The sequence below is a fragment of the Scandinavium goeteborgense genome, assembly GCF_003935895.2.
In the GTDB taxonomy this organism is placed as follows: Bacteria; Pseudomonadota; Gammaproteobacteria; order Enterobacterales; family Enterobacteriaceae; genus Scandinavium; species Scandinavium goeteborgense.
This window is the reverse complement of sequence record NZ_CP054058.1, coordinates 43,325-68,526: the sequence shown is the minus strand read 5'-3', so window position 1 is coordinate 68,526 and position 25,202 is coordinate 43,325. Positions and strand designations below refer to the sequence as shown.

The 25,202-nt window shown below is 53.6% G+C and carries 25 protein-coding genes and 1 pseudogene; 17 read left to right on the top strand and 9 right to left on the bottom strand.

The annotated features are described in order from the left end of the window. Positions 1-47 precede the first annotated feature (47 nt). The 3 genes from rpmG to radC all read right to left on the bottom strand — a co-directional run bounded on the left by rpmG (position 48) and on the right by radC (position 1,345). On the bottom strand, positions 48-215 hold the full coding sequence (gene rpmG / locus A8O29_RS01080; protein ID WP_003024094.1) for a 50S ribosomal protein L33: 168 nt from the start codon (positions 213-215) through the stop codon (positions 48-50). Between the two features lie 20 nt (positions 216-235). Beyond that, positions 236-472: a 50S ribosomal protein L28 gene (rpmB, locus tag A8O29_RS01075; protein WP_002436699.1), complete on the bottom strand. Its 237-nt coding sequence runs from the start codon at positions 470-472 to the stop codon at positions 236-238. A gap of 204 nt (positions 473-676) precedes the next feature. Then, a complete protein-coding gene (gene radC / locus A8O29_RS01070) occupies positions 677-1,345 on the bottom strand; it encodes a RadC family protein (RefSeq protein ID WP_125354657.1) in 669 nt (222 codons plus the stop codon). 170 nt (positions 1,346-1,515) lie between these two features. Between radC and coaBC the strand changes: the two genes are divergently transcribed. From coaBC to slmA, 3 genes are all read left to right on the top strand, one after another. Next, positions 1,516-2,730 (top strand): bifunctional phosphopantothenoylcysteine decarboxylase/phosphopantothenate--cysteine ligase CoaBC, encoded by a 1,215-nt coding sequence (coaBC, locus tag A8O29_RS01065; protein WP_168713869.1) that lies wholly within the window; start codon positions 1,516-1,518, stop codon positions 2,728-2,730. Beyond that, positions 2,708-3,166: a dUTP diphosphatase gene (dut, locus tag A8O29_RS01060; RefSeq protein WP_166665219.1), complete on the top strand. Its 459-nt coding sequence runs from the start codon at positions 2,708-2,710 to the stop codon at positions 3,164-3,166. Before coaBC ends, dut begins: the two co-directional genes overlap by 23 nt. A 120-nt stretch (positions 3,167-3,286) precedes the next feature. Continuing rightward, positions 3,287-3,883 carry a nucleoid occlusion factor SlmA gene (gene slmA / locus A8O29_RS01055; RefSeq protein ID WP_125354656.1) on the top strand — a complete coding sequence of 199 codons (597 nt, stop codon included), beginning with the start codon at positions 3,287-3,289 and terminating at the stop codon, positions 3,881-3,883. Between the two features lie 30 nt (positions 3,884-3,913). On the opposite strand, the gene pyrE is transcribed toward slmA, so the two are convergent. Continuing rightward, positions 3,914-4,555 (bottom strand): orotate phosphoribosyltransferase, encoded by a 642-nt coding sequence (gene pyrE, locus A8O29_RS01050; protein ID WP_110510334.1) that lies wholly within the window; start codon positions 4,553-4,555, stop codon positions 3,914-3,916. A 63-nt stretch (positions 4,556-4,618) separates the two neighbouring features. Beyond that, positions 4,619-5,335 (bottom strand): ribonuclease PH, encoded by a 717-nt coding sequence (gene rph, locus A8O29_RS01045; RefSeq protein WP_110510335.1) that lies wholly within the window; start codon positions 5,333-5,335, stop codon positions 4,619-4,621. A 124-nt stretch (positions 5,336-5,459) separates the two neighbouring features. Here rph and A8O29_RS01040 point away from each other — a divergent pair, with 124 nt between their 5' ends. Both A8O29_RS01040 and A8O29_RS01035 read left to right on the top strand, forming a co-directional pair. Further along, positions 5,460-6,323 (top strand): YicC/YloC family endoribonuclease, encoded by an 864-nt coding sequence (locus A8O29_RS01040; protein ID WP_110510336.1) that lies wholly within the window; start codon positions 5,460-5,462, stop codon positions 6,321-6,323. A gap of 224 nt (positions 6,324-6,547) precedes the next feature. Then, complete coding sequence (locus A8O29_RS01035; protein ID WP_110510337.1) at positions 6,548-7,165, top strand: trimeric intracellular cation channel family protein; 618 nt, start codon at positions 6,548-6,550, stop codon at positions 7,163-7,165. Here A8O29_RS01035 and ligB read toward each other — a convergent pair. Further along, the gene (gene ligB / locus A8O29_RS01030; RefSeq protein ID WP_246316686.1) at positions 7,162-8,832 is read right to left on the bottom strand and encodes an NAD-dependent DNA ligase LigB; all 1,671 of its coding nucleotides are present in this window, start codon (positions 8,830-8,832) and stop codon (positions 7,162-7,164) included. The two genes, A8O29_RS01035 and ligB, sit on opposite strands and share 4 nt — an antisense overlap. Positions 8,833-9,094: 262 nt before the next feature. Between ligB and gmk the strand changes: the two genes are divergently transcribed. From gmk to fpr, 7 genes and pseudogenes are all read left to right on the top strand, one after another. Further along, positions 9,095-9,718, top strand: a complete 624-nt coding sequence (gmk, locus tag A8O29_RS01025) for a guanylate kinase (RefSeq protein WP_110510339.1) — start codon at positions 9,095-9,097, stop codon at positions 9,716-9,718. Positions 9,719-9,771: 53 nt separating this feature from the next. Next, positions 9,772-10,047: a DNA-directed RNA polymerase subunit omega gene (gene rpoZ / locus A8O29_RS01020; RefSeq protein WP_110510340.1), complete on the top strand. Its 276-nt coding sequence runs from the start codon at positions 9,772-9,774 to the stop codon at positions 10,045-10,047. Positions 10,048-10,066: 19 nt separating this feature from the next. After that, positions 10,067-12,181 carry a bifunctional GTP diphosphokinase/guanosine-3',5'-bis pyrophosphate 3'-pyrophosphohydrolase gene (spoT, locus tag A8O29_RS01015; protein ID WP_110510341.1) on the top strand — a complete coding sequence of 705 codons (2,115 nt, stop codon included), beginning with the start codon at positions 10,067-10,069 and terminating at the stop codon, positions 12,179-12,181. A gap of 129 nt (positions 12,182-12,310) precedes the next feature. Continuing rightward, positions 12,311-12,994, top strand: a pseudogene (trmH, locus tag A8O29_RS01010) (tRNA (guanosine(18)-2'-O)-methyltransferase TrmH); the annotation flags it as partial. Positions 12,995-13,123: 129 nt separating this feature from the next. Next, the gene (gene recG, locus A8O29_RS01005; RefSeq protein WP_125354653.1) at positions 13,124-15,205 is read left to right on the top strand and encodes an ATP-dependent DNA helicase RecG; all 2,082 of its coding nucleotides are present in this window, start codon (positions 13,124-13,126) and stop codon (positions 15,203-15,205) included. A 45-nt stretch (positions 15,206-15,250) separates the two neighbouring features. Then, positions 15,251-16,261 carry a class II fructose-bisphosphatase gene (gene glpX / locus A8O29_RS01000; protein ID WP_174081200.1) on the top strand — a complete coding sequence of 337 codons (1,011 nt, stop codon included), beginning with the start codon at positions 15,251-15,253 and terminating at the stop codon, positions 16,259-16,261. Between the two features lie 95 nt (positions 16,262-16,356). After that, a complete protein-coding gene (gene fpr, locus A8O29_RS00995) occupies positions 16,357-17,103 on the top strand; it encodes a ferredoxin--NADP(+) reductase (protein ID WP_125354652.1) in 747 nt (248 codons plus the stop codon). Here fpr and A8O29_RS00990 read toward each other — a convergent pair whose 3' ends face one another. Then, positions 17,104-17,523, bottom strand: coding sequence for a DUF805 domain-containing protein (locus tag A8O29_RS00990; protein ID WP_125354651.1), 420 nt, complete (start codon positions 17,521-17,523; stop codon positions 17,104-17,106). Between the two features lie 115 nt (positions 17,524-17,638). Between A8O29_RS00990 and A8O29_RS00985 the strand changes: the two genes are divergently transcribed. After that, positions 17,639-18,238 (top strand): DUF1454 family protein, encoded by a 600-nt coding sequence (locus A8O29_RS00985; protein ID WP_125354650.1) that lies wholly within the window; start codon positions 17,639-17,641, stop codon positions 18,236-18,238. A 109-nt stretch (positions 18,239-18,347) separates the two neighbouring features. Further along, positions 18,348-19,115, top strand: a complete 768-nt coding sequence (gene tpiA, locus A8O29_RS00980) for a triose-phosphate isomerase (protein ID WP_110510347.1) — start codon at positions 18,348-18,350, stop codon at positions 19,113-19,115. 106 nt (positions 19,116-19,221) lie between these two features. On the opposite strand, the gene A8O29_RS00975 is transcribed toward tpiA, so the two are convergent. Next, on the bottom strand, positions 19,222-19,977 hold the full coding sequence (locus tag A8O29_RS00975) for a CDP-diacylglycerol diphosphatase (protein ID WP_125354649.1): 756 nt from the start codon (positions 19,975-19,977) through the stop codon (positions 19,222-19,224). A gap of 93 nt (positions 19,978-20,070) precedes the next feature. Then, complete coding sequence (locus A8O29_RS00970; RefSeq protein WP_125354648.1) at positions 20,071-21,060, bottom strand: sulfate ABC transporter substrate-binding protein; 990 nt, start codon at positions 21,058-21,060, stop codon at positions 20,071-20,073. A 377-nt stretch (positions 21,061-21,437) separates the two neighbouring features. Between A8O29_RS00970 and A8O29_RS00965 the strand changes: the two genes are divergently transcribed. Genes A8O29_RS00965 through A8O29_RS00955 form a run of 3 tightly spaced genes read left to right on the top strand, consistent with a single transcriptional unit; the run spans position 21,438 to position 25,184 of the window. Continuing rightward, positions 21,438-22,574: a polysaccharide export protein gene (locus tag A8O29_RS00965; protein WP_174081198.1), complete on the top strand. Its 1,137-nt coding sequence runs from the start codon at positions 21,438-21,440 to the stop codon at positions 22,572-22,574. Then, positions 22,574-23,008: an arsenate reductase/protein-tyrosine-phosphatase family protein gene (locus A8O29_RS00960; RefSeq protein ID WP_125354700.1), complete on the top strand. Its 435-nt coding sequence runs from the start codon at positions 22,574-22,576 to the stop codon at positions 23,006-23,008. The genes A8O29_RS00965 and A8O29_RS00960 overlap by 1 nt, the downstream gene beginning before the upstream one ends. Before the next feature lie 19 nt (positions 23,009-23,027). Next, the gene (locus A8O29_RS00955) at positions 23,028-25,184 is read left to right on the top strand and encodes a polysaccharide biosynthesis tyrosine autokinase (RefSeq protein ID WP_125354647.1); all 2,157 of its coding nucleotides are present in this window, start codon (positions 23,028-23,030) and stop codon (positions 25,182-25,184) included. Positions 25,185-25,202: the final 18 nt, after the last annotated feature.

Genomic DNA, 25,202 nt, shown 5'->3' with positions numbered 1-25,202 from the left:
AACAAAAAACCCCGCCGAGGCGGGGTTTTTCTTAAAGAAAACTAAAATTATTTGATTTTAGCTTCTTTGTACAGAACGTGCTGACGGACAACTGGATCGAACTTTTTCAGTTCCAGTTTTTCCGGCTTAGTACGCTTGTTCTTCGTGGTGGTATAGAAGTGACCAGTACCAGCAGAAGAAACCAGCTTGATTTTCTCACGAATACCTTTAGCCATGATTTAATTCCTCTTAGTACTTAGTACTTTTCGCCACGGGCACGCAGTTCGGACAGAACTGTATCGATGCCTTTCTTGTCAATTACACGCATACCTTTAGCAGATACACGCAGGGTGACAAAGCGCTTCTCGCTCTCAACCCAGAAACGGTGAGAGTGCAGGTTCGGCAGGAAACGGCGCTTAGTCGCGTTCAGTGCGTGGGAACGGTTGTTACCGGTCACCGGACGCTTGCCAGTTACTTGGCAGACTCGGGACATGTCTATTCTCCAAAAATCAAATTAGCTCGAGCTTCGTATAGGGTATTGGCGCCTCGTCAGGCTGCTACAGCCCGGTCTGACGGTTCTAAGTGAACTCGTATAGCCAGGCCCAAATGCCAAACCCGAGATTCTCAAAGGTGGCGTAGTATACGCTGACTCCGCGGTGTGCTCAAGTCCCGAACAGACAAAGATCCCGGTGGATCGCTAAATCCATCCGTGTTCAGCAAAAGAAATTATCTCTCCTTTGCCGACAATCAAGTGATCGAGGACGCTTATCTCCATGAAGTGGCAGCACTTTATCACTCTTTCGGTGATGATTCTATCCGCTTTGCTGGGCTGAGCACTGCCTGAAGGATGATTATGCGCGAGTATCAGCGCCGCCGCATTGACCTTAATGGCTTCGCGGACTATCTCACGAGGGTGCACTTCGACGTGACTCAACGTACCGCTGAACATCCGGCTGTGCTTTAACACCCTGTTTTGACTGTCTAAGAAGATCACCATGAAGATCTCACGCTCTTCTTTCGCCAGCTGACTTTGCAGAAACTCACGCGTGGCATGAGGGCTGCTCAGCGGGTCTTCCTGCATCATCAACTGAAGATTAAAAAAGCGCCGTGCCAGTTCGGCAATCCCTTTAAGTTGGGCATATTTGGCGATACCAATGCCGTCCATCATAAGGAGTTCAGACTCTGGCGCCAGCAGTAAGCCATGCAGTGAACCAAAGTGTTTCAGCAAATACGCAGCGAAAGAAAGCACATCGCGCCGCTGTGTGCCCGTTCGTAAAAACAGGGCCAGCAGTTCAACATCACTGAGTGCTTCAATCCCATCGATTTGCATTTTTTCACGCGGCAAAATCAGTTCAACGTCGTCCATACCTCTTCTCCTTTTGACGACGCTTATCTTGCCATACGCCTCATCCTGCGCACGACGGCTGATTGCCACGCTTGCGTAACGCCTCGCAAAGTGGATTTTCCTTTGCAGCACGACAACGGAGGGATTGTGATAAAATGAGCGCATTCCGATGTCTTCCACAGGAAAGAATCATGATCAGCCTGGCCGGTAAAAAAATCGTTCTTGGCGTCAGCGGAGGTATCGCTGCTTACAAAACGCCAGAATTGGTGCGCCGCTTGCGCGAACGTGGCGCAGAAGTCCGCGTCGCCATGACGGACGCGGCGAAAGCCTTCATTACGCCATTGAGCCTTCAGGCGGTATCCGGTTTCCCGGTGTCCGACAGCCTGCTGGACCCTGCTGCCGAAGCGGCGATGGGTCATATTGAGCTCGGGAAATGGGCCGACCTGGTGATTTTGGCCCCGGCGACCGCCGACCTTATCGCCCGCGTTGCCGCAGGCATGGCCAATGATCTGGTCACCACCATTTGCCTCGCCACGGCGGCTCCTGTCGCCGTCGTACCGGCGATGAATCAGCAGATGTACCGCGCAGCAGCGACCCAGCATAATCTGGACACACTCGCTTCACGTGGCCTTTTGCTCTGGGGCCCGGACAGCGGCAGCCAGGCCTGTGGCGATATCGGCCCCGGCCGCATGCTGGATCCGCTGGTGATTGTCGAAATGGCAGCAACGCATTTTTCGCCTGTCAAAGACCTGCAACATCTCAATATCATGATTACCGCAGGCCCTACCCGCGAACCGTTAGATCCGGTGCGTTACATCAGCAACCACAGTTCCGGTAAAATGGGCTTTGCGATTGCCGCAGCGGCGGCACAGCGTGGGGCAAATGTCACCCTGGTCAGTGGCCCTGTTTCAATAGCTACGCCGCCATTCATTCAGCGTATCAATGTCACGACGGCGCTGGAAATGGACGCTGCGGTCCAGAAAAATGCGCAAAACCAGCACATTTTTATTGGCTGCGCAGCGGTTGCTGACTATCGTGCAGCGGCTATTTCGGACGAGAAGATTAAAAAGCAAGGCGATGAATTAACGATAAAAATGGTTAAAAATCCGGATATCGTTGCAGGCGTCGCCGCGCTGACGACCTCTCGTCCTTATGTCGTAGGGTTTGCCGCAGAAACAAATAATGTGGAAGAATATGCGCAGCAAAAGCGAGCCCGCAAGAACCTTGATCTGATCTGCGCGAACGATGTATCGCAAGAGAATCAAGGATTTAATAGCGACAACAACGCATTACACCTTTTCTGGCAGGATGGAGATAAAGTCCTACCGCTTGCGCGAAAGGAACTCCTGGGCCAACTACTACTGGACGAGATCGTTACCCGTTATGATGAAAAAAATCGACGTTAAGATTATGGACCCGCGTGTTGGCGAGCAATTCCCGCTGCCAACATACGCCACCTCCGGTTCTGCCGGACTTGACCTGCGAGCCTGTCTTGATGAAGCCGTAGAACTGGCTCCTGGCGCAACCACGCTGCTGCCAACCGGCCTGGCTATTCATATCGCGGATTCCTCCCTGGCAGCCGTTATCCTGCCGCGTTCCGGTCTCGGCCATAAGCACGGTGTCGTGCTGGGTAATCTGGTTGGCCTTATCGATTCAGATTATCAGGGCCAGCTGATGGTTTCCGTCTGGAACCGTGGTCAGCAGAGCTTTACCATCGAGCCGGGTGAACGTATTGCCCAGATGGTGTTTGTCCCTGTCGTTCAGGCAGAGTTCAACCTGGTGGAAGAGTTTGACGCCACCGATCGTGGCGAAGGCGGCTTCGGCCATTCAGGACGCAAATAAGCCGTTCTGAAGCAGCATCCTGCAGCGAAAAAATGCAATAACATCACCGCAAGCGCTTGTTTGCGGTCGTTGTGTGGATGTCCGCCTGACGAGTGTTTATTTTCAGGGGTATTTGAAAACATGGCAGAAAAACAAACCGCGAAACGGAATCGTCGCGAAGAAATACTTCAATCTCTGGCGCTTATGCTTGAATCCAGCGATGGTAGTCAACGTATTACTACCGCAAAGCTGGCCGCCTCAGTGGGCGTTTCCGAAGCGGCGTTGTATCGCCATTTCCCAAGCAAAACCCGGATGTTCGACAGCCTGATCGAGTTCATCGAAGACAGCCTGATCACCCGTATCAATCTGATTTTGAAAGATGAAAAAGACACCAACGCGCGTTTGCGCCTGATAGTGTTACTGATCCTCGGCTTCGGTGAACGTAATCCTGGCCTGACACGCATTCTGACCGGTCACGCTCTGATGTTTGAGCAGGACAGACTTCAGGGTCGCATCAATCAGCTGTTCGAGCGCATTGAAGCTCAGCTGCGTCAGGTGTTACGCGAAAAGAAAATGCGCGAAGGCGAAGGCTACGTTAACGATGAAACGCTGCTGGCTGGCCAGATTCTGGCGTTCTGTGAAGGGATGCTTTCCCGCTTTGTGCGCAGTGAATTCAAATACTGCCCAACGGAAGATTTTGATGCCCGCTGGCCGCTGGTTGCGGCGCAACTCCAGTAAAAAAACCGGGCGCGATGCCCGGTTTCGTTTTTATACGCCAAACTCTTCGCGATACGCGCGCACTGCCGCCAGATGGTCGGCCATTTCAGGCTTTTCTTCCAGATAGGCAATCAAGTCTTTCAGAGTGATGATAGAAATCACCTGACAGCCATAGTCGCGCTCCACTTCCTGAATCGCTGAGATTTCACCGCGCCCGCGTTCCTGGCGGTTCAGCGAAATCAGCACACCCGCAAGCGTTGCACCATTAGCCTGGATGATTTCCATCGACTCACGAATAGCCGTTCCAGCGGTGATCACATCATCAACCAGCATGATTCGGCCTTCGAGCGGACTGCCCACCAGGTTGCCGCCTTCGCCATGGGTTTTGGCTTCTTTGCGGTTGAAGCAGTACGGCACATCACGATCATGATGTTCAGCCAGCGCGACAGCAGCAGTTGTGGCAATCGGGATGCCTTTGTAGGCCGGGCCAAACAGCAGGTCGAAATCGATGCCAGAATCCATTAGCGCTTCAGCGTAAAAACGGCCTAACAGCGCCAAATCGCGCCCGGTATTAAACAGCCCGGCGTTAAAGAAATAGGGGCTTTTGCGCCCGGATTTCAGCGTGAATTCGCCGAACTTCAGTACCTGCTTGTTAAGCGCAAATTCAATAAACTGGCGCTGATACGGTTTCATGGATTCGCTCCTCATCCTGTTTTCTACAGACAAAAAAAGGGCGACTCATCAGTCGCCCTCTTATTAATTTTCTAACGCCGCTTTCTGCGTCGTGACAATGGATTCGATTCCCCCTCGGGCCAAAGCCAACAAGGTAAGAAGTTCCTCATGGGTGAACGGTTCTCCTTCTGCCGTCCCCTGCACTTCGATGATGCGACCATCTTCGGTCATCACCACGTTCATGTCAGTTTCTGCGGCGGAATCTTCAACGTATTCCAGGTCGCACAGCGCTTCACCGGCCACAATACCGACGGAAACCGCTGCAACCATGCCCTTCATTGGGTTGGTTTTGAGCTTACCGGCAGCAACCAGTTTGTTCAGGGCATCAGCCAGCGCCACACAGGCACCGGTAATAGATGCAGTACGCGTGCCGCCATCAGCCTGAATGACATCGCAGTCCAGCGTAATAGTGAATTCACCCAGCGTCTTCAGGTCAACGGCAGCGCGCAGGGCGCGAGCGATCAGACGCTGTATTTCCATGGTACGGCCACCCTGCTTGCCTTTCGCCGCTTCACGGGCGTTGCGGGTGTGGGTGGAACGCGGCAGCATGCCGTATTCGGCGGTGATCCAGCCCTGGCCCTGTCCTTTCAGAAAACGTGGCACGCCTTCGTCAATGGAGGCAGTGCAAAGCACTTTGGTATCACCGAATTCGACAAGCACAGAGCCTTCAGCGTGTTTGGTGTAGTTACGGGTCAGGGTTACGGGACGCACCTGATGAGCGCTACGGCCTGCTGGACGCATGATGATATCTCCGGCTTAAAACGAATGTGGCGCGCATTATACGGATTAAGGACGCATATTCCTATCATGAGAAAGCCCTGCTAGCTATAATCCCTCCATCTCTCCTTTAAAAACAGGAACGTCTATGATCCGCAGTATGACCGCCTACGCCCGTCGTGAAATCAAAGGTGAATGGGGCAGTGCCGCGTGGGAATTGCGCTCGGTAAACCAGCGTTATCTCGAAACTTACTTCCGCATGCCGGAGCAGTTCCGTAGCCTTGAGCCGGTTGTCCGTGAACGTATCCGTGCCCGCCTGACGCGTGGCAAGGTCGAGTGCACCCTGCGTTTCGAACAGGATCCGAGCGCAACAGGCGAGCTCATCCTGAACGAAAAGCTGGCGAAACAGCTGGTCAATGCGGCCAACTGGGTCAAAATGCAGAGCGACGAAGGCGAAGTTAACCCGGTAGATATTCTGCGTTGGCCGGGCGTTATGGCCGCTCAGGAGCAAGATCTTGATGCTATCACCGCTGAAATCCTCTCTGCCCTTGATGGCGCCCTGGATGACTTCATCGTTGCCCGTGAAACTGAAGGCACCGCGCTGAAAGCGCTCATCGAACAACGTCTTGACGGCGTTAGCGCCGAAGTTGTCAAAGTCCGTGCGCATATGCCTGAAATTCTCCAGTGGCAGCGCGAGCGTCTGGTTTCGAAGCTTGAAGATGCGCAGGTTCAGCTGGAGAACAATCGCCTCGAGCAGGAACTGGTCATGATGGCTCAGCGCATCGACGTTTCTGAAGAGCTTGATCGTCTCGAAGCCCATGTGAAAGAAACCTGGAACATCCTGAAAAAGAAAGAGGCAGTAGGCCGTCGCCTCGACTTTATGATGCAGGAGTTCAACCGCGAATCGAACACGCTGGCGTCTAAATCCATCAACAGTGAAGTCACCACCTCTGCCATCGAGCTGAAAGTGTTGATTGAACAGATGCGCGAGCAGATTCAGAATATCGAGTAAGCGCACAGGCCCGGTTCATGCCGGGCTTTTCAATTTCCTGCCTTCAACGCGCGTTAAACAGCATACTTTTACTAATCCCTTAACAAAGTAAAATAGCCTTAACATGGCCAATAGCTGTCATTTCAAATAACAAAAACTAATCCTTTTCAGTTTGCCTTAGAAAATCTCAATCGTGATTCACCGCACAAATCACTAATCTGCCGCTCTAACTTGCGAGGGTGATTATGCTGCTACATATTCTTTATCTCATCGGGATCACTGCGGAAGCGATGACGGGCGCGCTGGCGGCCGGACGTCGCCGGATGGATACGTTTGGCGTCATCATCATTGCCACCGCCACCGCGCTCGGCGGCGGTTCGGTCCGCGATATCCTTCTCGGCCACTACCCTCTGGGCTGGGTTAAACACCCAGAGTACGTGATTATTGTTGCCATCGCCGCGGTGCTAACGACCATCGTTGCCCCCGTGATGCCGCATCTGCGTCGCCTGTTCCTCGTGCTTGATGCCCTTGGCCTGGTGGTGTTCTCCATCATCGGCGCTCAAATTGCACTGGATATGGGTGAAGGCCCGGTGATCGCCTGTATCGCTGCCGTGGTAACGGGCGTCTTTGGCGGCGTGTTACGCGATATGTTCTGTAAGCGCATCCCGCTGGTGTTCCAGAAAGAACTGTACGCCGGGGTCTCATTTGCTTCTGCAGTGCTCTATATCGCCCTACAGAACTATGTCAGTAACCACGATGTGGTGGTGATTGCCACGCTGCTGTTTGGCTTTACCATGCGCATGCTGGCGCTCCGCCTGAAACTGGGCCTGCCGGTATTTCATTACAAACACAACGCGCATTAATCCTTAAACCCTGCAATCCCCTGCTCCGCAAGCCACTGAGCCAGCTCGTTCACATGCGAGTCATCCAGCCAGCGCATCAGCTGGCTGGCTTTTGTTTTTCCGGTCATAGGCAACGTCTGCCACTCCTCTTCTTTCATTTGTTCAAGCTGCTGCCAGGTGAATCCTGCAAGGCTCGACAATGCCTTTTGATTCAGCGGCATTCCCATCGCCTGTAGCCATTGAGTAAAAGGCTGCTGCTTCGCGAGGTCAAACTTGTGCCACACCTGGCGGGCTCTGTCCGCAGAGAATCCCGGAGTTTGCTGGAGCTGTGTTTCGCTCAGCGTTAACCAGGAAAAGAGATGTGCGAAATGGTGACTCTCATTGAGCTGCCGCCAGAGCGATTCCCCCACGCTGTCGAGGTGCAGTTGCTGGCTAACCCATAGTAACCGCGCCAAAAACTGCGGTTGGCACTGCACTGAATTCCAATAGCAGGATAGAGAATCAAAGGTGCCTTCTGGCGGCAATGGTTTGGTCCTGTCGGTTGTTCGCCAGGCCACATCATCAACTCTCGGGATCCCTTGCCCGGCAAGGCTGATATTCAGTCGATCGCCTGGCGCAATATCCCAATCTTGCCAGCGTTTTAACGAGCCAACATTGACCCGCCGAACCTGTTTGTCATCAAGCAGGACAGGAACCAGATGCGCCACAACGGCCACCTTTCCGGTGCGGCCCACGCTGAACTCAATCGATTTCACTTCGGCAATTCTCGTCGCTGGGGGATATTTCCACGCGATGACCCAGTTGCCCTCTCCGGGCAACCAATTTCGAGATTCGGGTTCTTTTGCCGCGCGGACCACAACGCCATCGGTGGCAAAAGGCAACGGCGTGGTAAACCAGTGTTGGCGAAGCGTTGTGACATCCGAAATCACCTTGACCGGTCGTGAATAATCCCCGACCAGTGAAAATCCGGCTTCGCGTAGTAACGTCAGCCGCTCCGACATGTGTGCCGGTCCATCCGGCCAGGCCCAGATAAACACAGATAATTCATTGAGCAATTTTGAATCCGCTTTACGCAACATAGCGCCAGCGACTTTTGACCGGGCATTCATACCCCCCATTTGCTGCTGAATATGCCCTTCTTGCCGAAGAAACAGTTCCCCTTGCAGGACACTGTTTGCAAGGCGGCCTTGTAGCGTTTTGGGGATAGCGGGGATTTGAAGCGCTTTATTGGTCCAGTCTTCGCCCGCCCGGCCATTGCCCCGGCTGATAACCTGCACGAGTGTGCCTTTGCGATAGACCAGCGTCATCGCCACGCCATCGACTTTGGGTTGGGCCCACAGGTCTGTTTTGCCATGCATCCAATGGGATACCGCCAGACTGTCTTTCATCTTTTTTACGCCAGTATGAGCCACCGGATGCGCCTGTTCCCCCTTTAGGGCCGGGAGTGCAGGCTCCTCAACGGGATTGCCAAAACAGCGCCGCCACTGCTGTAACTCCGCGCTAAGCTGATCGAATTTGTCATCGCTTATCCCGCTGCCCCCGGATTGCCAATAAGCGTCATTCCATTCATCTATCTGCCGTTGCAGACGGTCAATTTCTTGTATCGCTCTGGCATCCGACCACGCCGGACAAACGGCCTGCGCACTCAACGTTAACGCTGTCAGCAGCACCGCTAAAATCCCTCTTATCCCTGTCATTTTATGTCTCCTGCCCGTTTACGACAGGTTGTAGCGCGAACAAAAACAGGTGGCGAGAGGGGCTTTTCGGTATTGCGCACTTGCTTCAGAGGAGTTTGTGCTGTTGCTGCAACAGATAGAAAAATCAGGAAAGGCGTGCGCAAAAGGGAAGAAAGTGACGTAAAAAGTGTGACAAAGGCTACGTCACGCAGCGGCGACGTGTATAATAGGCTCGTATGTAGACTTTCTTTCGACGCACATACACAAGACTCTCATGGCTCAAGGCACGCTTTATATTGTTTCTGCCCCTAGTGGCGCGGGTAAATCCAGCCTGATTCAGGCATTACTGAAAACCCAACCGTTATACGACACCCAGGTTTCTGTTTCGCACACCACGCGCGCGCCGCGTCCGGGTGAAGTTCACGGTGAGCATTATTTCTTTGTCGATCACGCCGATTTTAAAACGATGATTGGCCGGGACGCGTTTCTTGAGCATGCCGAAGTGTTTGGAAATTATTACGGTACGTCGCGTGAAACCATCGAGCAGGTTCTTAAATCCGGCGTAGATGTGTTTCTTGATATCGACTGGCAGGGCGCGCAGCAAATCCGCAAAGCCATGCCCGAATCACGCAGTATCTTTATTCTGCCACCGTCGAAAGACGAACTCGACCGCCGACTGCGTGGCCGTGGCCAGGATAGCGAAGAAGTTATCGCCAAACGTATGGCGCAGGCTGTAGCGGAAATGAGTCACTACGCCGAATACAACTATCTGATTGTGAACGATGATTTTGATACCGCCCTGGGCGATTTGAAAACCATTATTCGCGCTGAACGTCTGCGCATGAGCCGTCAAAAGCAACGCCATGACGCTTTAATCAGCAAATTATTGGCAGACTGAACCCACATTCAGTATCATGCCCAGTCATTTCGTCATCTGTGGAGCTTTGAAATATGGCACGCGTAACTGTTCAGGACGCTGTAGAGAAAATTGGTAACCGTTTTGACCTGGTGCTGGTCGCCGCGCGTCGCGCTCGTCAGATGCAGACAGGCGGTAAAGATCCACTGGTACCAGAAGAGAACGACAAAACCACCGTAATCGCGCTGCGCGAAATCGAAGAAGGTCTGATCAACAACCAGATCCTCGACGTTCGTGATCGCCAGGAACAGCAAGAGCAGGAAGCCGCAGAACTGCAGGCCGTTACCGCCATTGCTGAAGGTCGTCGTTAATTAACCCTGCGGGTCGCCCTTGTATCTGTTTGAGAGCCTGAATCAACTGATTCAAACTTACCTGCCAGAAGACCAGATTAAGCGTCTTCAGCAGGCTTATCTCGTTGCACGTGATGCTCACGAGGGACAGACACGTTCAAGCGGTGAACCCTATATCACGCACCCGGTAGCCGTTGCCTGTATTCTGGCCGAGATGAAACTCGACTATGAAACGCTGATGGCAGCCCTACTGCATGACGTGATTGAAGATACCCCCGCCACCTACCAGGATATGGAACAGCTGTTTGGCAAAAGCGTTGCTGAACTGGTAGAAGGGGTGTCCAAGCTTGATAAGCTTAAGTTCCGCGATAAGAAAGAGGCGCAGGCCGAAAACTTTCGCAAGATGATTATGGCGATGGTGCAGGATATCCGCGTCATTCTCATCAAACTTGCCGACCGCACCCACAATATGCGCACGTTGGGCTCTCTTCGCCCGGACAAGCGCCGCCGCATTGCCCGCGAAACGCTGGAAATCTACAGCCCGCTGGCGCACCGTTTAGGTATTCATCACATTAAAACCGAGCTCGAAGAGCTGGGCTTTGAAGCGCTGTATCCTAACCGCTACCGCGTTATCAAAGAGGTAGTGAAAGCGGCACGTGGCAACCGTAAAGAGATGATTCAGAAGATCCTTTCTGAAATCGACGGACGGTTACAGGAAGCGGGAATTCCGTGTCGCGTCAGCGGCCGTGAAAAACATCTCTACTCCATATACTGCAAAATGGTGCTCAAAGAGCAGCGTTTTCACTCGATTATGGATATCTACGCCTTCCGCGTGATCGTCCATGATTTCGACACCTGCTACCGCGTGCTGGGCCAGATGCACAGCCTGTACAAGCCGCGTCCTGGTCGGGTAAAAGACTACATCGCTATTCCAAAAGCCAACGGATATCAATCGTTGCATACCTCAATGATTGGCCCGCACGGCGTGCCGGTTGAGGTGCAGATTCGTACCGAAGACATGGACGTGATGGCAGAGATGGGTGTTGCCGCACACTGGGCGTACAAAGAGAATGGCGAAAGCAGTACTACCGCACAAATCCGCGCCCAGCGCTGGATGCAAAGCCTGCTCGAACTGCAGCAGAGTGCCGGTAGCTCGTTTGAATTTATCGAGAGCGTAAAATCTGATCTCTTCCCGGATGAGATTTATGTTTTCACCCCGGAAGGCCGCATTGTCGAACTTCCAGCCGGTGCGACGCCGGTCGATTTTGCCTACGCGGTCCATACCGATATCGGTCATGCCTGCGTCGGTGCTCGCGTCGACAGACAGCCTTATCCGCTGTCGCAGCCGCTCACCAGCGGACAAACCGTCGAAATTATCACCGCACCGGGCGCCCGCCCGAATGCTGCGTGGCTGAACTTTGTGGTCAGCTCAAAAGCGCGCGCCAGAATCCGTCAGCTGCTGAAGAACCTGAAGCGCGATGACTCCGTCAGTCTCGGCCGTCGTCTGCTGAACCATGCGCTTGGAGGCAGCCGTAAGCTCGCCGAAATTCCGCAGGAAAATATTCATCGCGAACTGGTTCGCATGAAACTCCCTACGCTTGACGATCTGCTGGCCGAAATCGGTCTGGGCAACGCTATGAGCGTGGTGGTCGCGAAGAATTTACAGCATGGCGAAGCCGGTGCAGCGCAGCAGCCAACGCCGTCCGGCCACGGTCATCTGCCGATTAAAGGCGCCGATGGCGTGCTGATTACCTTTGCTAAATGCTGCCGCCCAATTCCAGGCGATCCAATCATCGCCCACGTCAGCCCGGGCAAAGGGCTGGTTATCCACCACGAGTCGTGCCGAAATATTCGCGGTTACCAGAAAGAGCCGGAAAAATTCATGGCCGTGGAGTGGGATAAAGAGACCGAACAGGAATTTATCACCGAAATTAAGGTGGATATGTTCAACCATCAGGGTGCGCTGGCGAACCTTACCGCCGCGATCAACACCGCCTCATCTAATATTCAGAGCCTGAATACGGAAGAGAAAGATGGTCGCGTCTACAGTGCCTTCATTCGTCTGACGGCACGCGATCGCGTCCATCTGGCCAACATCATGCGCAAAATTCGCGTTATGCCGGATGTGATTAAAGTCACCCGTAATAGAAACTAGTGTTAAACACAAAATCATTCGAATTGCGTCGAGGCGGCAAGCGAATGAATCCCCGGAAACGTGCAGAAGTACGTGACTGGGGTGAGTGAGCGCAGGCAACGCTGAGGCAATTTGAAGGATGAAGTGTTTATGAATTCACAGCGTTATGCGCGTATCTGTGAGATGCTCGCCAGGCGTCAGCCTGATCTGACCGTCTGTATGGAGCAGGTCCACAAGCCCCATAATGTTTCGGCAATCATTCGTACTGCCGATGCCGTTGGCGTGCACGAAGTCCACGCCGTCTGGCCGGGAAACCGCATGCGTACCATGGTGTCCAGTGCCGCAGGCAGCAACAGTTGGGTGCAGGTCAAAACCCACCCAAACATCGGCGATGCCGTCGCCACGCTGAAAGGCCGTGGCATGCAAATCCTTGCCACTCATCTCTCTGATAAAGCAGTCGATTTTCGCGAAATCGATTACACACGTCCGACCTGTGTGTTGATGGGTCAGGAAAAAACCGGCATTACTCAGGAAGCGTTAGATCTCGCCGACCAGGACATCATTATCCCGATGACCGGCATGGTGCAGTCACTGAACGTTTCCGTCGCCTCCGCCCTTATTCTCTATGAAGCTCAGCGCCAGCGGCAAAACGCAGGCATGTACCTGCGCGAAAACAGCATGCTCCCGCAAGAAGAACAACAGCGCCTGTTGTTCGAAGGCGGCTACCCGGTGCTGGCGCACGTCTCGAAGCGTAAAGGCTTGCCTTACCCACACGTCAATGAGCGTGGGGAAATCGAGGCTGATGCGGAGTGGTGGTCTATCATGCAGGCATCAAAAACAACTCAAAATCATTCACGTTGCATCGCGGCGGCAAATGAACGAATTCCCGAGAGCATAGATAACTATGTGATCGGGATGAGTGAATGTAGCCAACAAAGAGGCAACTTGAAGGATGAAGAGTAAATGAAAGGCCGTCTGCTGGATGCCGTCCCATTAAGTGCACTCACGGGTGTCGGCGCAGCGCAGACCAGCAAACTGGCGAAGATTGGCCTGCATAACGTGCAGGATTTGCTCCTGCATTTGCCGCTGCGTTACGAAGACCGAACCCAACTTTACCCTATCAATGACCTGCTGCCCGGCATCTACGCCACGGTGGAAGGCGAAGTACTCAACAGCAATATCACCTTCGGCGGTCGCCGAATGATGACCTGCCAGATAAGCGACGGCACCGGCATCCTCACCATGCGTTTTTTCAACTTCAACGCGGCGATGAAAAACAGTCTCGCCACCGGTCGCCGCGTGCTGGCCTACGGCGAAGCGAAGCGTGGGAAGTACGGCGCGGAGATGATCCACCCGGAATACCGCGTGCAAGGTGATATGAGCGAGCCGGAGCTGCAAGAAACGCTCACGCCGGTCTATCCGACTACCGAAGGTGTGCGCCAGGCTACGCTGCGTAAACTGACCGACCAGGCGCTGGATTTACTTGATACCTGCGCCATCGCCGAACTGCTGCCGCCTGAACTGGCACAGGGTTTGATGAGCCTGCCGGAAGCATTGCGCACCCTGCACCGCCCACCGCCGTCGTTGCAATTGACTGATTTAGAAAGCGGTCAGCATCCGGCCCAGCGCCGTCTGATTATGGAAGAGCTGTTGGCGCATAACCTGAGCATGCTCGCCCTTCGTGCGGGCGCGCAGCGTTATCACGCCGAACCGCTGGGTCCTAAGGACGAGCTGAAGAATGGTCTGCTCGCCGCCCTGCCGTTTAAGCCAACGGGGGCTCAGGCCCGCGTCGTCGCTGAAATCGAAAAAGATTTGGCCCAGGATATCCCGATGATGCGCCTCGTTCAGGGCGACGTCGGCTCCGGGAAAACGCTGGTCGCCGCCCTCGCCGCGTTAAGGGCGATCGCCAACGGCAAACAGGTCGGGCTGATGGCACCCACAGAACTGTTAGCCGAGCAGCACGCCACCAACTTCCGCAACTGGTTTGCACCGTTGGGCATTGAAGTGGGCTGGCTGGCGGGCAAGCAAAAAGGCAAAGCACGTCTGGCACAGCAGGAAGCGATTGCCAGCGGTCAGGTACAGATGGTGGTCGGCACCCACGCTATTTTCCAGGAGCAGGTTCAGTTTAATGGGCTGGCGCTGGTTATTATCGACGAACAGCACCGCTTCGGCGTTCATCAGCGACTGGCGCTGTGGGAAAAAGGTCAGCAGCAGGGGTTCCATCCGCATCAGCTGATCATGACCGCCACACCTATTCCGCGCACGCTGGCGATGACCGCCTATGCCGATCTCGACACCTCGGTTATCGACGAAATGCCACCGGGTCGTACGCCCGTCACGACGGTCGCCATTGGGGATACCCGTCGCCACGAAATTATCGAACGCGTACGCAATGCCTGCATGCAGGAAGGTCGGCAGGCGTATTGGGTCTGCACGCTAATTGAAGAGTCTGATTTACTGGAAGCGCAGGCGGCAGAAGCCACCTGGGAAGAGCTGAAAATTGCACTGCCGGAGCTGAATATCGGTCTCGTTCACGGCCGCATGAAGCCTGCTGAGAAGCAGGCGGTCATGCAGGCTTTCAAGCAGGGCGAGCTGCAGTTGCTTATCGCCACCACGGTGATTGAAGTCGGGGTGGACGTGCCAAACGCCAGCCTGATGATTATCGAAAACCCGGAGCGTCTGGGCCTGGCGCAGCTGCACCAGCTGCGTGGCCGTGTTGGGCGCGGAGCGGTCGCCTCTCACTGTGTACTACTCTATAAAGCACCGCTGTCGAAAACGGCGCAGAAACGCCTGCAGGTTTTACGCGACAGCAACGACGGCTTTGTGATTGCGCAAAAAGATCTCGAAATCCGCGGGCCGGGTGAAATGCTCGGAACCCGTCAGACCGGTGCGGCCGAATTCAAAGTGGCTGACTTACTGCGCGATCAGGCGATGATCCCAGACGTTCAGCGCATCGCGCGTCATATTCATGACAAATATCCGGAGCAGGCGCTGGCATTAATTGAGCGCTGGATGCCTGAAACTGAACGTTATTCCAACGCGTAGCCTTCCGGGCTGCGCGCCATTCTTAGCTTCCAAAACGAGTATGTTATGAGACGAGAACTTGCCATCGAATTTTCGCGTGTAACCGAGGCCGCCGCGCTTGCCGGTTACAAATGGCTGGGTCGCGGTGATAAAAATATCGCCGACGGTGCCGCCGTGAATGCCATGCGCATCATGCTCAACAAGGTCAATATCGACGGCACCATCGTGATTGGCGAAGGCGAAATTGACGAAGCCCCAATGCTGTTTATCGGTGAGCAGGTCGGCACCGGCAGCGGTGATGCGGTCGATATCGCTGTGGACCCGATTGAAGGCACCCGCATGACCGCGATGGGCCAGGCGAACGCGCTGGCCGTGCTGGCGGTGGGCGATAAAGGCTGCTTCCTGAATGCACCCGATATGTACATGGAAAAGCTGATTGTTGGTCCTGGCGCAAAGGGCGCTATCGACCTCAATCTGCCGCTGGAAGAGAATTTACGTAATGTGGCGAAGGCGCTGGATAAGCCACTGTCAGAGTTGACCGTAACCATTCTTGCCAAACCGCGCCATGATCGGGTGATTGCTGATATGCAAAAGCTTGGCGTGCGCGTTTTTGCTATTCCTGATGGCGACGTGGCGGCCTCGATTCTGACCTGCATGCCGGACAGCGAAGTCGATGTGCTGTACGGCATTGGCGGCGCGCCAGAAGGCGTAATCTCTGCCGCCGTTATCCGTGCGCTTGACGGCGATATGCACGGCCGCCTGTTGGCACGCCATGACGTTAAAGGTGACTCGCCGGAAAACCGCCGCATGGGTGAAGACGAGCTTGAGCGCTGTGCGGCAATGGGTATCGAAGCCGGGAAAGTGCTGCGCCTCGACGAAATGGCCCGCAGTGACAACGTGATTTTCTCCGCCACCGGTATCACTAAAGGCGACCTGTTGGACGGCATTACCCGCAAAGGCAATATCGCCACCACCGAAACGCTGATGATCCGCGGCAAATCGCGCACCATCCGCCGCATTCAGTCGATTCACTATCTCGACCGTAAAGATCCGGAAATCCAGCTGCACATCCTCTGATTTATTTGATCAATAGAGCTTTCCAGCCTTTCGGGGCTGGAAATCTTTCCTCCTGGTAGCGAAGATAGGACTATCAACGTAGCGAGGAGAAGATCATGGCGGATTGGGTCACAGGTAAAGTTACCAAAGTCGAGAACTGGACAGACGCCCTGTTCAGCCTCACCGTTCATGCCCCCGTTCACCCCTTCACGGCCGGACAATTCACCAAGCTTGGGCTGGAAATTGACGGCGAGCGCGTCCAGCGCGCCTATTCCTACGTCAACGCTCCCAATAATCCTGACCTCGAGTTTTATCTGGTGACGGTCCCGGAAGGCAAACTCAGTCCGCGTCTGGCGGCGCTCAAACCTGGTGATGAAGTGCAATTAGTCAGCGAAGCGGCGGGTTTCTTTGTACTGGATGAAGTCCCGGACTGCGATACGCTGTGGATGCTGGCGACCGGCACGGCGCTCGGCCCGTACTTGTCGATTCTGCAGGAAGGGAAAAATCTGGAGCGTTTTAACAACCTGGTGCTGGTGCACGCGGTACGCTATGCCCACGATTTAAGCTATTTACCGTTGATGCTGGAACTGCAAAAACAGTACGAAGGGAAACTCCGTATTCACACCGTGGTGAGCCGAGAGGAAGTGTCCGGCTCGTTAACCGGCCGCGTGCCGGCGCTTATTGAAAGCGGAGCGCTGGAAGAGGCCGTGGGCCTGACGATGACCACCGACAACAGCCATGTCATGCTGTGCGGAAACCCGCAGATGGTGCGAGATACCCAGCAGTTGCTGAAAGATTCCCGGCAGATGACCAAACATTTGCGTCGTCGGCCGGGCCATATGACTGCCGAACACTACTGGTGATCAGCGGTATTTAACGGCAATCGTTTCTTTTCCATATTTATTTTCGCCCTGGGTTCCCACAAACGCGCCCAGGTCGATAAGCATCATCACCATAATCAGGGTCGGAATAAAGCGGCCCACGCCCCACTGCCAGACGCCCGGCAGCACCGCCCAGTTTCCGGCGAGAAGCATCCACGCGAGGATCATCAACAGCGCCCAAATACCTGATTTACCCCGATCGTGCAGGCGCTTAACGGTCACCGCCGCCGTCGGCCACAGCAGGCACACCAGCGCAAACGCAGCGGTTTGCAGATTCAATAAACCGCTGCCCGCGAGGGTGAACAGCACAACCATCGCCAGCACCCAAATGCCAATCCAAATCCAGAAGTCACGGCGTCCAATACGCCCATTAATCGAAAATAACCACTGCTGTAGGGTCATGGAAAATTCCTTATCATCGTAATGCCGCGTAGTTTACCCTGAAGTAGTCTCTTTTTGACAAGCGGGGCGGTTTACCGTTTTAATCATCCCCAGGAAAAAAACTTAGGTGGTGTACATGACGAAATGGCTGACTTTGTGTTTGATTGGGCTTACAGCGCTGGCTGTAGGCCAAAACGCGCTGTCGGCTGAAACGGGCGAATCCACCACCGCGCCTTACCTGCTCTCGGGTTCGCCGACGTTTGATCTGTCCATTAGCCAGTTTCGCGAGAAGTTTAACGCCGATAATCCGGCACTGGCGCTGAACGAATTCCACTCCATCACCACCAGCCGCGATCAGATGACCCTCACGCGCGCCGCCAGCAAAATTAATGAAAATCTGTACGCCTCCACAGCGCTCGAGCGCGGCACGCTGAAGATTAAATCGATGCAGATAACCTGGCTGCCAATCCAGGGCCCGGAACAAAAGGCCGCCAAGGCGAAAGCGCTGGAATATATGGGTGCGATTTTGCGCGTCTTCACGCCGGCCATGACCAAAGCGCAAAGCCTGCAAAAACTGCAAAAACTCCTCTCTGCCGGAAAGAACAAACGCTACTACACCAGCAGTGAAGGTGCGCTTCGCTATGTGGTGGCAGATAACGGCGAAAAGGGACTGACCTTCGCTGTTGAACCGATTAAGCTGGCCCTATCTGAGACGCTCGAAAGCAACAATAAATGACAAAAAGCAAAGCCTTTCCAGCGCCGAATCTCTATACTGTTTCACAGACCATGCTGCCCTGAGGGGTGGCCATATTCCTTAATTCGCTTAAGTAGCGTGGAGAATTCAAATGCGACATCCTTTAGTGATGGGTAACTGGAAACTGAACGGCAGCCGCCACATGGTGAACGAGCTGGTTGCTAACCTGCGTACAGAGCTGAGTGGCGTAACCGGTTGTGGCGTTGCTATCGCGCCACCAGAAATGTACCTCGACCTGGCTATTCGTGCCGCTGGCGGCAGCCACATCGTCGTGGGCGCGCAGAACGTTGACCTGAACCTGTCCGGCGCATTCACGGGTGAAACCTCTGCGGAAATGCTGAAAGATATCGGTGCAAAATACATCATCATCGGTCACTCTGAGCGTCGTACTTACCACAAAGAATCTGACGAACTGATCGCCAAGAAATTCGCCGTGCTGAAAGAGCAGGGTCTGGTACCGGTTCTGTGCATCGGTGAAACCGAAGCAGAAAACGAAGCGGGCAAAACTGAAGAAGTTTGTGCACGTCAGATCGACGCAGTCCTGAAAACTCAGGGCGCAGCAGCATTCGAAGGCGTGGTTATCGCTTACGAACCAGTATGGGCAATCGGTACTGGCAAATCTGCAACTCCAGCGCAGGCTCAGGCAGTTCACAAATTCATCCGTGATCACATTGCTAAGGCAGACGCAAAAGTGGCTGAGCAAGTTATCATTCAGTACGGCGGTTCTGTAAACGCAGCTAACGCCGCTGAACTGTTCACCCAGCCGGACATCGACGGCGCGCTGGTTGGCGGTGCATCCCTGAAAGCTGACGCTTTCGCGGTTATCGTTAAAGCTGCTGAAGCCGCTAAAAAAGCGTAATTTTTCACGCTAACGAATCAGGCCCGGTCGCGCATGCTACCGGGCTTTTTTTATTGCTTGCTGAGCAACGGGTACCCCAGATAATCCAGCGCCAGAAAGGGTGGGCTTATTTCAGGATTTCGCAGCGATGATCCTGAATTTCCTCGGCAAATGCCCGGTTCAGTGTGAGCAGGTCGCGCTCAGTCGCCAGCAGTACAAACGACCCGTCACTCTGCTGCACCATCGCCAACGCGAAGCGGCCCATATGGTCACGCGCTTGCGGAACTTCGTCCGCCAGCATCAGGAAAGGACTTTTCTGCACCAGCTCATTCTCGGTTACGCGGCGGGCCAGATATTGATGATTGCGCAATCCACCCGGCAGCGGCAGCCAGCGAGAGCTAATCGACTCCATGCTGTCATTCAGCTTCCCGCGAACATCAGGCCGCAGGCAGGATATATGGATATGGAAATGATTCTGCGTGCGTCCGGTACGCGAGTTTATGGTCAACGACACGGCGGTATCCGGCACTGGCGAACCGTGGCGAACGCTCATTACCTGACGGTTTTGCCAGGCCTGCCAGAAAAAGTTAGGGGTGTGGGGATTCAGCAATAACGGGCTTTCGGTGCCGTTTATCCTGTACGTCGGCATCAGCAGATACTGCAACGGGCCGTTGCGGTCCTTGAACAACACATAGCCCCCTTTCAGGTTCACCGACGCGCACGGCGCCGGAGACTGGCTCTGCTGTTGATGAGGCACGCACTGGTCGATAACGAAATGGCGTAAAGCGTCCGGATTGCCGGCATGCAGCCAGTACCAGCCGCCTGCGGCCACACCGGCCAGCACGATAACGCCTGTCAAAACCAGATATTTGATGCGCTTCATTTTTCGGTCCCTGTAAAAGCTCTGAAGCGAAAGGGTAGCGCAAAAAGATGACCAAAGAAAAACGGCCCCGAAGGGCCGTTATGGTTAACGCCGTTAACGCTGACTGATTTGGTCAAACGTCCCGCCGTTAGAGAAGTGATCTTTCTGCGCTTTTGCCCAACCACCAAATTCCTTGTCGATGGTAAACAGCTTCAGTTTCGGGAATTCGGCTTCGTATTTTTTCGCCACAGCCGGGTCGCGTGGACGATAGTAGTTTTTCGCCACGATATCCTGGCCTTCCGGGGAATACAGGTACTTCAGATACGCCTCGGCAACCGGGCGCGTTCCTTTCTTATCCACCACTTTGTCGACCACAGAAACGGTCGGCTCAGCCAGAATAGATTCGCTCGGGGTGACGATTTCGAATTTATCTTTGCCCAGTTCATTGGTCGCCAGCAGCGCTTCGTTTTCCCAGGCGATCAGCACGTCGCCGATCCCACGTTCAACGAAGGTGTTGGTCGAGCCACGTGCGCCGGAGTCCAGCACTTCCACATTCTTATACAGCGCTTTCACGAAGTCCTGCGCTTTGGCCTGGTCGTTATTGTTGTGATGCAAGGCGTAGCCCCACGCCGCCAGATAGTTCCAGCGTGCGCCGCCAGAGCTTTTCGGGTTCGGGGTTATCACCGACAAGCCCGGTTTCACCAGGTCATTCCAGTCGTGAATTTGTTTCGGGTTGCCTTTGCGCACCAGGAACACGATGGTTGAGGTGTACGGCGCGGAGTTATCCGGCAGGCGTTTGATCCAGTTTTTGTCGATACGACCGCGGGCCGCGATGGCATCCACGTCATAGGCCAGCGCCAGGGTCGCCACATCGGCCTCAATGCCGTTGATGATTGACGTCGCCTGCTTACCGGAACCGCCATGCGACTGGCGGATCACCACGTTGTCGCCGGTTTGTTTTTTCCAGTAAGCGCTAAAGGCTTTGTTGTAGTTGTCGTACAGCTCGCGTGTGGGATCGTAAGATACGTTCAGAAGCTGAATGTCTTTTGCCAGAACGCCAGCAGATGCCAGCAGAAGCGTTAACCCGAGGCCTAATTTGTTCATCGACCGCTCTCTTATGTGATGTTGTGATGAGAGTAGCCTGCCAGAAACAGATTCGATGATTAAAGAATAAAAAAAGATTGGATATAACTTTATGAGATAAGCCATTTACAGCCCCGGCCCTGATAACGGGACGATGCTGTGAAAGTCTTCTTACAATATTATTAAGTGGACCCTAAACGCTATTCAACGCTACCGTTAGAAGGGTAAAAACATTCACGATATCAATAAAATAAAGAGATGTATTCCCCATAATTGAAATACCGTTATTCACTCAGACGATAATTGTTTTAATTAAGTTCTGTGGACTTATTTTGTGAAGGCCCGTTTTCATTAATCGAACGTATAAATCCTATATAACTTATTATTTATTGAGCCAAATGAAAAACTCATGGTTTAACACCTTTGCCGTGGCACTACTTGTCACATTGCTCACCAGCTGCACGCTTTTCCCCGGACAAAATCTCAACCTCTCGAACAAAAAACGCGTCGGGGTGGGCATCGATGATGACATCAACAAGATGGTCAGCGTCATGCCTTTAACACCGCAGGTCATTGACCGAATGCGCCTGCCTCTTGTCTCCTCACGCCCCAACCCTGCGCTCGAAACACTGATCAACCAGTATGAATATCGCATCGGCGTTGGTGATGTCCTGATGGTCACCGTGTGGGATCACCCGGAACTCACCACCCCGGCAGGCCAATATCGTAGCGGCAGTGATACGGGGAACTGGGTTAAATCTGACGGTACCATTTTCTATCCTTACCTCGGCAAAGTGCATGTCGTGGGGAAATCACTGGAAGAGGTCCGCACGACGCTCACGCAAGGCTTGAACAGCGTTATCGAAAGCTCGCAGGTGGATGTCAGCGTGGCATCGTTTCGCTCACAGAAAGCGTACATCACCGGCGAAGTGGAAAAATCAGGCCAACAGGCCATTACCAACGTGCCTCTCACCGTCATGGACGCGATTAATACGGCAGGCGGCCTCACAACCGATGCTGACTGGCGTAACGTGGTGCTGACCCACAACGGTACTGATACCAAAATTTCGCTTTATGCCCTGCTGCAACGCGGAGATCTCACCCAAAATCATCTGCTCTATCCCGGCGATATCCTTTTCATTCCGCGTAATGATGACCTAAAAGTTTTTGTCATGGGCGAAGTCGCCAAACAGAGCACGCTGAAGATGGATCGCAGCGGCATGACGCTGGCGGAAGCCTTGGGTAACGCCAACGGCATTAATCAAAATATGGCGGATGCTTCAGGGATTTTTGTTATTCGCCAGAAGGCCAAAGAGCCCGACGGGAAAATTGCCACCATTTATCAGCTTGATGCAAAAGATGCATCGGCCATGGTGCTCAGTACCGAATTTCAGCTGCAGCCCTACGATATCGTCTACGTCACCACCGCGCCGCTAGTGCGATGGAACCGTGTCGTCTCCCAGCTGGTTCCGACCATTACCGGTGTTCACGATCTCACCGAAACCGTCCGTTACATCAATACATGGCCGCGCTGATGTGTAATGCCATTTTAATCATTTGTACGGCAAACATATGCCGCTCTCCCACCAGCGAGCGGCTGTTACGCCACCGCTTACCGCATAAAACCATTGATTCCGCAGGCACTGTCGCACTGACAGGCCAAGGCGCTGATCGTGATGCCATGCGCATCGCTAACAGGCACGAATTGTCACTGGAAGGCCATCAAAGCCAGCAATTTACCGCCGCGCTGAGTGCGCAATACGATCTCATCCTGGTGATGGAGAAAGAACATTTCAAACACATCGCCCATATTGCGCCTGAAGCACGGAGTAAAAGCATGCTGCTGGGGTATTGGTCCAACCAAATGGAAATTCCCGATCCGTGGCACCAAAGCGATGAGGCCTTTAATCACGTCTTCCAGTTAATTGACCAATCTTGTCAGGCATGGGTCAGCAAACTCGTCAGTTAATTTTTCAGGTAGCGAGACAATGTCATTGATCAGTATAAAAAATGCCTCCCAACCTCAGGGTGAGGTCAAAGAGATTAATCTTGGAATGCTGCTGGGAGTGCTCCTTGATCATTATAAGTTCATCGTGGTTTTCACGGCAGTGTTCACCTTCGCCGCGATGCTTTATGCATTCAACGCCACCCCGATTTATCAGGCAAATGCGCTGATTCAGATTGAACAAAAGCAAGGCAATACATTGCTGAGCAACTTAAGCCAGATGCTGCCGGACAGTCAGCCGCAATCTGCGCCTGAAATCACACTGCTACGTTCACGGATGATCCTCGGTAAAACCGTCGATACGTTGGCGCTTCAGACGACTACCCAGCCCTACTACCTCCCTGTAATAGGTCGTCTGATGGCAAAGCTAACAGGTCAAAAGCCCGGCAAGATAGCGTTAACACAACTGGTTTTCCCAACCCACGACAACGAAAGCGCTAGTGCCACGCTCAGCGTTATCAATCACAACCAGTACCACCTTTCGGGAGAGAATTTTGAACTTGAGGGCCGGACGGGTGAACGAGTAGAAAAAAACGGGGTATCGCTGCTCGTCACAGAGATCAATGCCGAACCCGGCTCGCAGTTCACAGTGACCCAGACGTCTCGCCTAAAGGCCATCACGCTGTTGCAGGAAAGTTTTAATGTCGGCGAAGTGGGCAAAGACACTGGCATGCTTAACCTGATTATGTCTGGCGAAGACCCGCAGTTAATTAACACGACGCTGCAGAATATCGCCGAGCATTACCTTGCACAGAATATTACCCGTCAGGCTGAGCAGGACGAGAAAAGCCTGCAATTTCTGAATACGCAGTTGCCCGCGATACGCACCGACCTCGACCGCGCAGAAGATAAGCTCAACGCCTACCGGAAACAGAAAGACTCGGTCGACTTAAACATGGAAGCCAAATCTGCACTCGACCAGATCGTTAACATCGAGAATCAGCTCAATGAGCTGACCTTCCGTGAAGCAGAAATATCGCAGCGCTACAAAAAAGAGCATCCCAACTACCGGGCTCTGATGGAAAAGCGCGATACGCTGCAAAACGAAAGGGCAAAGATGAACAAGCGTGTAAGCGCAATGCCCTCAACCCAGCAGGAAGTGCTGCGTCTGAGCCGTGATGTAGATTCAGGGCGGGCGGTCTATTTACAGCTGCTGGGCCGACAGCAGGAACTGAACGTCGCAAAATCCAGCGCCATTGGTAATGTGAGGATCATCGACGATGCCATCACGGTGATAAAACCCATCAAACCTAAGAAAATCATCATTACCATGATCGGTTTTATGCTGGGTGGATTCATCTCCGTCGCGATGGTGTTACTGCAATCCGCACTTCGTCAGGGGCTTGAATCCCCGGAACAGTTGGAAGAGAGAGACATCAACGTTTATGCCAGCGTTCCCTATTCAGAGTGGCTGCTCAAAAAAGATATCAAAAGCAAAATAGGGACAACCAGCCTGCTGCTGGCGATAAAAAACCCGGCAGATCCCGCCATCGAAACCCTTCGCGGGCTGCGTACCAGCCTGCACTTCACCATGATGGATACAAAAAATAAGGTGCTGATGATTTCAGGTGTCAGCCTTGGAGCGGGGAAAACGTTTATCAGCAGCAACCTGGCGGCGGTGATCGCGCAAACGAAGACAAAGGTGTTACTGATCGATGCTGATATGCGCAAAGGCTACCTGCATCAATTATTCGGGCTGAGTGAAGATGACGGGCTCGCAGAAATACTCAAGGGAACTACCACCTTTGAACAGACGGTGGTTTCACTGCCGGATATCGGGCTGGATTATCTTTCTCGCGGGCATATTCCCACCAATCCGGCGGAGTTGTTGATGGGTCCGGCGTTTAAGGCACTGCTCGATACGGCGTCTTCGCGCTATGACCTGATTATCATTGATACCCCACCGGTGATGGCGGTGACGGATGCAACGATCGTGGGCCGACATGCGGAAACCATCCTGATGGTGGCGCGTTTTGAAGAAAATACGGCGAAAGAGGTCGAGGCCTGCATCCGTCGTTTTAAACAGAGCGGTATCTCAGTACAGGGGTGGATCTTGAATGGCGTGAAGAAAAGGAAAAGTAGCGACTACGGTTACGGATACAGCGCCTATGGCCCGTCGTATAACCAGAAACAAGGCTAACGGCCCAGTCGCGCTAAA